The following is a 7921-nucleotide window of genomic DNA, read 5'->3' as shown; positions in this document are numbered from 1 at the left end:
GAATCGGGCCGGTAGGCGCCGGTCACGAGCTCGGCGAGCGTCGACTTTCCCGATCCCGGGCCGCCGACCACCGCGACGCACTCGCCGGGGCGGAGGGTCAAGTCCAGTCCGGACAGCACCGGACGGTCGTTGTAGCCCAGGGCGACGCCCTCGAACGAGAGCCCCAGGGGGCCGTCCGGGACCGTCCCGGTCCGCGCGTACGCTTCGTCGCGCGGATGGTCGATCACCTCGTAGACGCGCGTCACCGCGGATGCTGCCAGCTGCGCGTTGACCACGAGATTCGTCAGCACGCGCGCGAGGCCGGTCATCGTCGCAAGGTAGGTGGAGAAGGCGAGAAAGGTGCCCGGCGTGATGTGACCGAGGTACACCAGATAGCCGCCGAGACCGATCACCGAGACCATCGCCAACTGCGGGATCGCGCCCATCGTGGGAACGAAGCGCGCGCTGATCTTGGCGGCGCGCAGTTTGAATCGATACAGCGTGTCGCCGAGACCGGCGAGTTCGTCGGTCGCCCGCCGCTCTTGACCGAAGCCCTTCACCACGCGGACGCCCGTGACCGTTTCCTCGACGTGCCCGGCTACCTCGGCCGCCGACTGCTGCGCGGCCCAGGTGGCGGCGAAGAGCCGTTTGCGGCTGCGGTAGACGATCGCCGCGATCAGCGGGATCACCACGACGGCCACCAGCGTGAGCAGTGGTGACAGCCAGGTCATCACCGCGAGCGACAGCACCACCTGGACGGCGCCGCCCAACGAGAGCGGCGCCATCGCCAGCAGCGACTGGACCACCTGCAGGTCGGAGATCGACCTCGACACCACCTGTCCGGTGCGGATCTCATCGCGCGAGGGACCGTCGATGTGATGCAGGGTGTCGAGCAGGCGTCGTCGGAGCACGTCCTGGACGGTGATCGCCATCCGGCCGGCTGTCATCCGTCTGCCGAACTGGGCGAGGTATCGGATCACCGCGCCCACCAGCAGTGCGCCGATGAGGACGGGCAGTCCGAAGCGGACGTCGTCGTGCCCGGTGGCACCGTCGATCGCGGCTTTGGTGATCAACGGGGCCACCAGATCGACGGCCACTGCGCCGAGGGTCGCGGTGATCATGAGCACGGCGAGCCGACGATGCTGCCAGCATTCGGCGAGCAGGCGACGAATCCAGCCCTCGGCTACCGGATCCGCTGTCGGCGAGGGACTGGTCAACCAGCCTCGATGGTGCGCCGGAACGCGACGACCTCGCCGTCGACGTCCCAGAAGTGGGGCGGGGGCCCGAAGGCCTCACGGGCATTCCGCAGGACCAGTGCGCCGAGTGCACGGTTGCCCGCGCCGCCGATCACCGCGCCGATGCCGCCCGGAATCAGCTTCCCCATCACCACGGGTGCCTTGCCGAGGGTGAACTTGCGGACCAGCCGGTTGCCGAGCGTCTTGTTGATGGTCTTGAGGTTGACGCCGGGCAGACCGGGCACATTGAGCTTGGCCATCGCGTCGCGGCCCTTGGCGCCGACCGCCTTGCCGACGAGGGTGGTGCCCTCCTCTCCGAGGGCGACCGCCAGCACGAGCGTCTTGCGGCGCTCTGTGTCGTGGGGTGCGATCCCGTGCACCTCGGCGATCGCCAGCGCCAACAGTGCTGACGCTTCGATGAACAACACGCTCTCTGCCGTGATGGCGCCGAGCGCCGTCACCGTGCCGACGCCGGGGACCGCTGCGGCTGCTCCGACGGCACCGCCCGAGGCGGTGACGGTCCGCAGGTACTGCTTCTCGAGCCGTCGGATCACCTGCTCCGGGCCTTCGTCCGGGTACTTGGTGCGAATGCGCTGCACGTACTTGGCGACGGCGGGCTGCTGCAATCGCTGTGCCTTGTCGATAAGGGTGCCGAGAACGGCAAGAGTCGACTTGGACGCCTTCTGGGGGTTCTCCGCCAGCGTGCCCTGGTCGTTGAGCGCCAGCGGTGCCTCGCTCGAGTCGAAGACGACCTTGTCGCCGCGGTCGAAGACGACCATGTCGCCGTGGGCGGCCCCGGTGCTGGCGGCCTTGCGCTGCGCGGCCTTCGATTTACGCATGTCGGTCTCCCTGCTTCTGTCCGGTCTCGGCGGTGCGAGACACGGGGTCGGGCGATGCCTCCACAATATGCGCGGCGTCCGACATGGTGTCGGGCCGAGCGATGACGGGTCTGGTGAGGCACCGGCGGCTCAGGGCCCGCGACGTTGCGGTGAACCACCCTCGTACAAGCAGAAGTCCGCACGGATTATTCCGGGTGTAACCTGGCTCAATTCTCACGCGAAAGGCGACGCTCGTGACTACTGCACCACCGGTGCCCGCGTTCAAACCGGTCACCGATCGTCCGTGGGCCGCGCTGCTCGCCCTATGCGTCGGCTTCTTCATGATCCTCGTCGACATGTCGATCGTCGCCGTCGCGCAACCGCAGATCATGGCCGCACTCGACGCCGACGTCAATGGCATCGTGTGGGTGACCAGCGCGTACCTGCTGACCTACGCGGTCCCACTGCTGATCGCGGGGCGCCTCGGCGACAAGATCGGGCCCAAGAAGGTCTACCAGGCAGGCCTGGTGATCTTCACCGCTGCGAGTGTGTGGTGCGGGTTGTCGGACACGATCGGCGAGTTGATCCTCGCGCGCGGCCTGCAGGGGATCGGTGCCGCGCTGATCACTCCCCAGACCCTCGCGCTGATCACCCGGATCTTTCCGCCCGAGCGGCGCGGTGCGGCGATGGGAGTCTGGGGCACTGTCGCGGGCGTCGCGACCTTGGTCGGCCCCTTGCTCGGCGGCATCCTCACCGATTCTCTCGGCTGGGAGTGGATCTTCTTCGTCAATCTGCCGGTCGGCATCATCGGACTGCTCCTGGCCGCGGTCCTGGTGCCCACCGTCGAGACCCACGACCACCGCTTCGACTGGGTGGGCGTGGTGCTCTCCGCGGTCGGCCTGTCGGCACTGGTGTTCGGCATCCAGGAGGGGGAGTCCTACCACTGGGCACCCTGGATCTGGGTGCTGATCGCTTCCGGTGTGGTGGTCCTGGTGTTGTTCGTGTGGTGGCAGGCCAGGACAGAGGGGGAGCCGCTGGTACCGCTGTCGCTGTTCCGCGACCGCAACTTCAGCATCTCGAATGTCGGCATCACGGCGATGGGTTTCGCGGTGTCGGGATCGATGATCCCGATCATGTTCTTCCTCCAACTCGTCGGCGGCATGTCGCCGATGCGATCCGCGCTGGTGATGGTGCCGATGGCCGTGATCACCGGCGTCCTCGCGCCGATCGTCGGACGTGTCCTGGACCGCGTGCGCCCGCGCAACATCGTGGCGCTGGGTCTGTTCGGCTACGGCGTCGCGACCTTCTGGGCCGGATTCATCTTCCGTCCGGAGACCCCCGTCTGGCAGCTGGTGCTCCCCACGATTCTGATGGGCGTGGCGAGCGCCGGGATCTGGGCGCCGCTCGCGGCGACGGCCACCCGGAACCTTCCGTGGCACCAGGCGGGAGCGGGAGCGGGGGTCTACAACACCACTCGCGTCGTCGGCTCCGTGGTCGGCGCCGCGGCGATCGGCGCCCTGATGATGTCGCGGCTGGCGGCCAATCTGCCCGGTGTCGACACCCAGAACCGAGGCCCGGAAGCTCATCAGCTGCCGGAGTTCGCACGGGAGGGATTCGCCAGGGCCATGGGCGAATCGATATATCTCGGCGCCGCGGTCTTGTTCGTCGGCGCGGCGGTGACCCTGTTCCTCGCCGATTCGCGAGGGCAGCGAGGCACTGATTCGCCAGGCCCGCAGAGTTCGTCCGCACCGCGCCCGGTGGACGTGTAACCGACCTCGGCTGCGCGCAGCGGCCGCGTCAGACCCGTTTTGTCGGAGGCCCCTCGTACCATCGTGTCGACGGCGTGATCGAAGATCGGATCAGCCCGCACGACGATTGAGGAGGGGATCAGCGCGTGACGCGACCGGCATACGACGACTCGGCGCTCGACGGCACCGGATGTGTCACCGAGCCGCTCTTCGAGCTCGAACCGCTCACGCTGTTCTCCGTGCCCACGGCCGTCGAAGCGGAGCCTCCCTCCGCAATTGTGAAGCAGGCGGGTACTGGGAAGCAGGATCAACCGCCCGCCGAGCCGTCGACGGCTCCGACGGTCACCTTCCTGCACACCGCCGACTGGCAGCTCGGCATGACCCGACACTTCCTTGCCGGCGAGGCCCAGCACACCTACAACGCCGCACGCGAAGACGCAGTCGTCCGCATCGGCGCCCTGGCGGCCCAGACCGGCGCAGAGTTCGTCGTGGTGTGCGGCGACGTGTTCGACGACCCGCGCGTCTCCACGCGCATCATCCGCCGCACCCTCGACGCCCTCGGCGACTACCCGGTCCCGGTGTACCTCCTGCCGGGAAACCACGATCCGCTCGACGCGACCAGCGTCTACCGGTCGCGCGATTTCGTCGCTGCGCGCCCCGAGAACGTGATCGTGCTCGAGGACGCCGGCGTGGTCCGCGTCCGTGACGGCGTCAGCCTGGTCGCCGCGCCGTGGACCACCAAGCGCCCGCTGTCCGACCTGGTGACCGATCAGATCGCCGGACTCGAGGCCTCCGACGACATCCGGATCGTCGTCGGTCACGGCGGCGTCGACGCCCTGAGCCCCAACGACGATCCGTCGATCGTCGGTGCGGCGAGCCTCGAGGTCGCGGTCGCCGATCATCTGGTCGACTACGTCGCGCTCGGCGACCGCCACTCGGTCACGTCGGTCGGCGACTCCGGTCGCGTCTGGTATTCCGGGGCCCCCGAGGTCACTGCGTTCGACCATGTGGAGACCGCGCCCGGCAACGTCCTCGAGGTCACGCTGACCCGGGACGCCGAGTCGACGATTCAGGTGACGCCCCACCGCGTCGGACAGTGGGCGTTCCGCACCATCCGCGAAGACGTCAACGGCGCCGACGACATCACAAGACTGCGTGACCTCCTCGCCGCCATCGGCGACAAGTCGCGCACCGTGGTGCAGTTGTCGCTGGTCGGCACCATCGGGGTAGCCGACGAGGTCGCGCTGACCGACGTCCTCGAGGAGTTCGCCGACCGGTTCGCCGCCCTCAAGATATGGGAGAGGCACCACGATCTCACGGTCGTTTCCGATCCGTCGGACATCGAAGCCCTCGACCTTCAGGGATACGCCGCTGCTGCGGCCGCAGAGCTCGCCGACCGTGCCGCCTCGACGACCGACGATGCCGACGCTGCGGCGTCGCGCTCGGCACTCGGGCTCCTGTACCGGCTCTCGGGGGCCCTCCGATGAGGCTCCACCGCCTGCGCGTCGAGAACTTTCGGGGCGTCGAGGCCAGGGAGATCGAGTTCGCCGACGCCGGCGTGACGGTGATCGAAGGGGACAACGAGGCGGGCAAGTCGTCGATGATGGAGGCCTTCGACCTCCTGCTCACGACGCAGTCGAGCAGCCGGTCGAAGAATGTGCGGGCGGTGCAGCCGTCCGGCCGCGACGTCGGCACCGAAGTCTGGGCCGACGTCTCGTGCGGTCCCTGGCGGTTCGAATACTCCAAGCGATTCAATCGGCAACCCGAGACCGCTTTGACGATCGTCGAGCCGGTCCGTGAACAACTCGCCGGGCGCGAGGCACACGAGCGAGTGGAGGCGATCCTCGCCGAATCCCTCGACAAGACGCTGTTCGGGGCATTGCGGCTCCTGCAGTCCACCGATCCGTCGCTCGGCGACCTCGCGAACAGTTCGGCGCTGTCGCAGGCGCTCGACCGTGCGGCCGGACAGGCGGACTCCGACGGCGGCGAATCGCCTGCGACACAGGACCTCGTCGCGGCGGTCACCGCCGAGTACAAGAAGTACTACACACTCGCGCAGGAGCGGCCCACCGGCGAACTCGCCGATGCGATCGCTGCGGCCGATGCCGCGCGGACGGCGGTTGCGGAGCGCGAAGCCATCCTGGCCACCGTGCAAGACGCGACCGACCAGCTGCCGCGCGTCGCGGATGCCATCCGTCGATTGCTCGACGACGAGCAGGCGGCCAACGTGGAGGTCGCCACCGGTGCCGCCGCCGTCGCGGAAGCAGAAGCGGTGGGCGAGCAGGTCGCCGCCGCCCGCGCCGTCTTGGAGACCAAGCAGATGGCCCACACGGTCGCGATCGATGCGGCAGCGCAACGTCGGGGACGGCGCGATCGGCTGGCCGCGCTCGTGCGATCGGCCGAGGCCAACACCGACGCCGTCGCGGACGCACGCAGGCGCGCCGACGTCGCCTCCGGACAGGCCGAACAACTCACCGGCGAGTTCGCCGCCGCACGCCAGCGTCTCGACACACTCCGCGGCGATCTCAGTGAGGCCGAAGCCGCCGCGGTGGTCGCGTCCGATCGCACGCGGCTCGCGCGCTTGGAGTCGGCGCTCGGTGAGGTGGAGCGCCTCGAGCGGGAACTGGGCGTGGCCCGGACCGAGGCCGCAGCGATCGTCGTGAGCGGCGACGACGTGCGTGCCGCCGCCGTACTCGACCGTGACATCACCGACCTGTCGGCGCGTCTGGATGCCGCGGCGTCGATCGTTGCGGTCACCCGGCTCGGCGACGCCGAGGTCCTGATCGGCGGGGAGCCGGTCACCGGAACCGCAGAGGTCCCCGCAGCCGATTGCACCGTCGTCGAGGTGCCGGGCATCGCTCGCATTGAAGTGCGGGCGGGTGCCGACACCTCCGCCCTCGCGAGCGAGCTCACGGCGTGCCGGACGCGGGAGACCGAACTGCTGGCGCGCTGCGGCCTCGCCACGCTGGCCGAGGTCGCACCTGCGGCCAACAAGCGGGCCGAACAACTTAGGCGCGTCACCGAACTCGAACGCGCGCTGGCACGGGAACTCGGCGGCTCGCGTCTGGAAGACCTGCGGCGGCAACGACTCGAGATCGTTGAACGACTGCCCGAGGCGCAGCCGACCGGGGATCCAGTGGACCCGGCGCCCCTGCGCGCCGCCGAACGCGAGCTGGCGGACTTGGTCGTGCGTGCCGAGCGGGCCCGTGACGCCGCTCTCGCGACGAGCCGCGAACAACTGCTGCGCGGCCAGACTCTCGAGGAGACCGGCGCCCGGACCGTCGCCGAGATCAGTGCGCTGCAAGCCGAATTGGAAGAGGCGGCCGCCGCCCTCTCGGATGGCGCGCTCGACAGCCGCGTCGCCGACGCAGAGACTGCCCTTGAGGCGGCGCGCGCTGTCCACACCAACCGCTCCGCGCAGCTGGCACAACTGGATCTGGACGGGCTGCGAGCCAAGCAGGCCCACGTCGAGCAAGCCGTCGAGCGGATCCGCAGGCAGTTGTCCGAGCAGAAGAGCCTGCGGACCGAGCTGCAGACCAGGCTCGAGGTGTGCCGCAGCGACGGTCGTCTCGACGAGTTGTCGGATTCAGTCGCGGCCGACGACGCCGCGCAGGCTCACCTCGGGCGGGTCTCCGAACGCGCGGCCGGCGCGAGAGTCCTCTACGAGACGCTGCAGCGCAAGCGCAACGAGAGTCGGGCACGTTACGTCGATCCGTTCACTCGCCGACTCGAGGAACTCGCGGCACCGGTGTTCGGCGACGACGTGAGTTTCCACGTGACCGATGAGTTCGTCATCGCGACCCGCACGCTGGGCGGGGTCACCGTCGAGGTCGAAGCCCTGTCCGGGGGAGCCAAGGAGCAACTCGGGCTGCTGGCTCGCCTCGCGTGCGCGACGCTCGTCGACGCCGCGGACGGCGTCCCGTTGATTCTCGACGACGCGCTCGGTTACACCGACCCCGGACGTCTCGCCTCGATGGCTCAGGTACTCGGGACGTCGGGCGGCGACGCGCAGATCATCGTCCTGACGTGCACGCCCGACCGCTACCGAGAAGTGGCAGGCGCCAAGCTGATCGCCGTCTGACAGCGGTGGTCGCCGGCTTTCGGCGAGAAGTGTGCCCCCGGTGTTGGGAGCCTGCGGACC

General features: G+C 69.2%; 5 protein-coding genes. 3 read left to right on the top strand and 2 right to left on the bottom strand.

Annotation, left to right across the window (positions count from 1 at the left end):
• Nucleotides 1–1196 (bottom strand): ABC transporter ATP-binding protein (locus GX543_RS03845; protein WP_290849911.1); only part of this gene is annotated, 1196 nt, incomplete at its 3' end.
• Nucleotides 1193–2053, bottom strand: a complete 861-nt coding sequence (locus tag GX543_RS03840; RefSeq protein ID WP_290849909.1) for a hypothetical protein — start codon at nucleotides 2051–2053, stop codon at nucleotides 1193–1195. The genes GX543_RS03840 and GX543_RS03845, both read right to left, overlap by 4 nt.
• A gap of 233 nt (nucleotides 2054–2286) precedes the next feature.
• Between GX543_RS03840 and GX543_RS03835 the strand changes: the two genes are divergently transcribed.
• From GX543_RS03835 to GX543_RS03825, 3 genes are all read left to right on the top strand, one after another.
• Nucleotides 2287–3801 (top strand): MFS transporter, encoded by a 1515-nt coding sequence (locus GX543_RS03835; protein ID WP_290849908.1) that lies wholly within the window; start codon nucleotides 2287–2289, stop codon nucleotides 3799–3801.
• Nucleotides 3802–3926: 125 nt separating this feature from the next.
• A complete protein-coding gene (locus tag GX543_RS03830) occupies nucleotides 3927–5267 on the top strand; it encodes an exonuclease SbcCD subunit D (protein WP_290849907.1) in 1341 nt (446 codons plus the stop codon).
• Nucleotides 5264–7861: an AAA family ATPase gene (locus GX543_RS03825; RefSeq protein ID WP_290849906.1), complete on the top strand. Its 2598-nt coding sequence runs from the start codon at nucleotides 5264–5266 to the stop codon at nucleotides 7859–7861. The genes GX543_RS03830 and GX543_RS03825 overlap by 4 nt, the downstream gene beginning before the upstream one ends.
• Nucleotides 7862–7921 lie beyond the last annotated feature (60 nt).

This window comes from Gordonia sp. (in: high G+C Gram-positive bacteria), assembly GCF_012515855.1.
In the GTDB taxonomy this organism is placed as follows: domain Bacteria; phylum Actinomycetota; class Actinomycetes; order Mycobacteriales; family Mycobacteriaceae; genus Gordonia.
The sequence above is the reverse complement of the archived record's forward strand: the minus strand, read 5'-3'. Positions and strand labels throughout refer to the sequence as shown.

Excerpts from the sequence above, each read along its gene's own strand:
- GX543_RS03840 (WP_290849909.1), bottom strand. The coding sequence starts at position 2,053 with ATGCGTAAATCGAAGGCCGCGCAGCGCAAGGCCGCCAGCACCGGGGCC.
- GX543_RS03825 (WP_290849906.1), top strand. The coding sequence starts at position 5,264 with ATGAGGCTCCACCGCCTGCGCGTCGAGAACTTTCGGGGCGTCGAGGCC.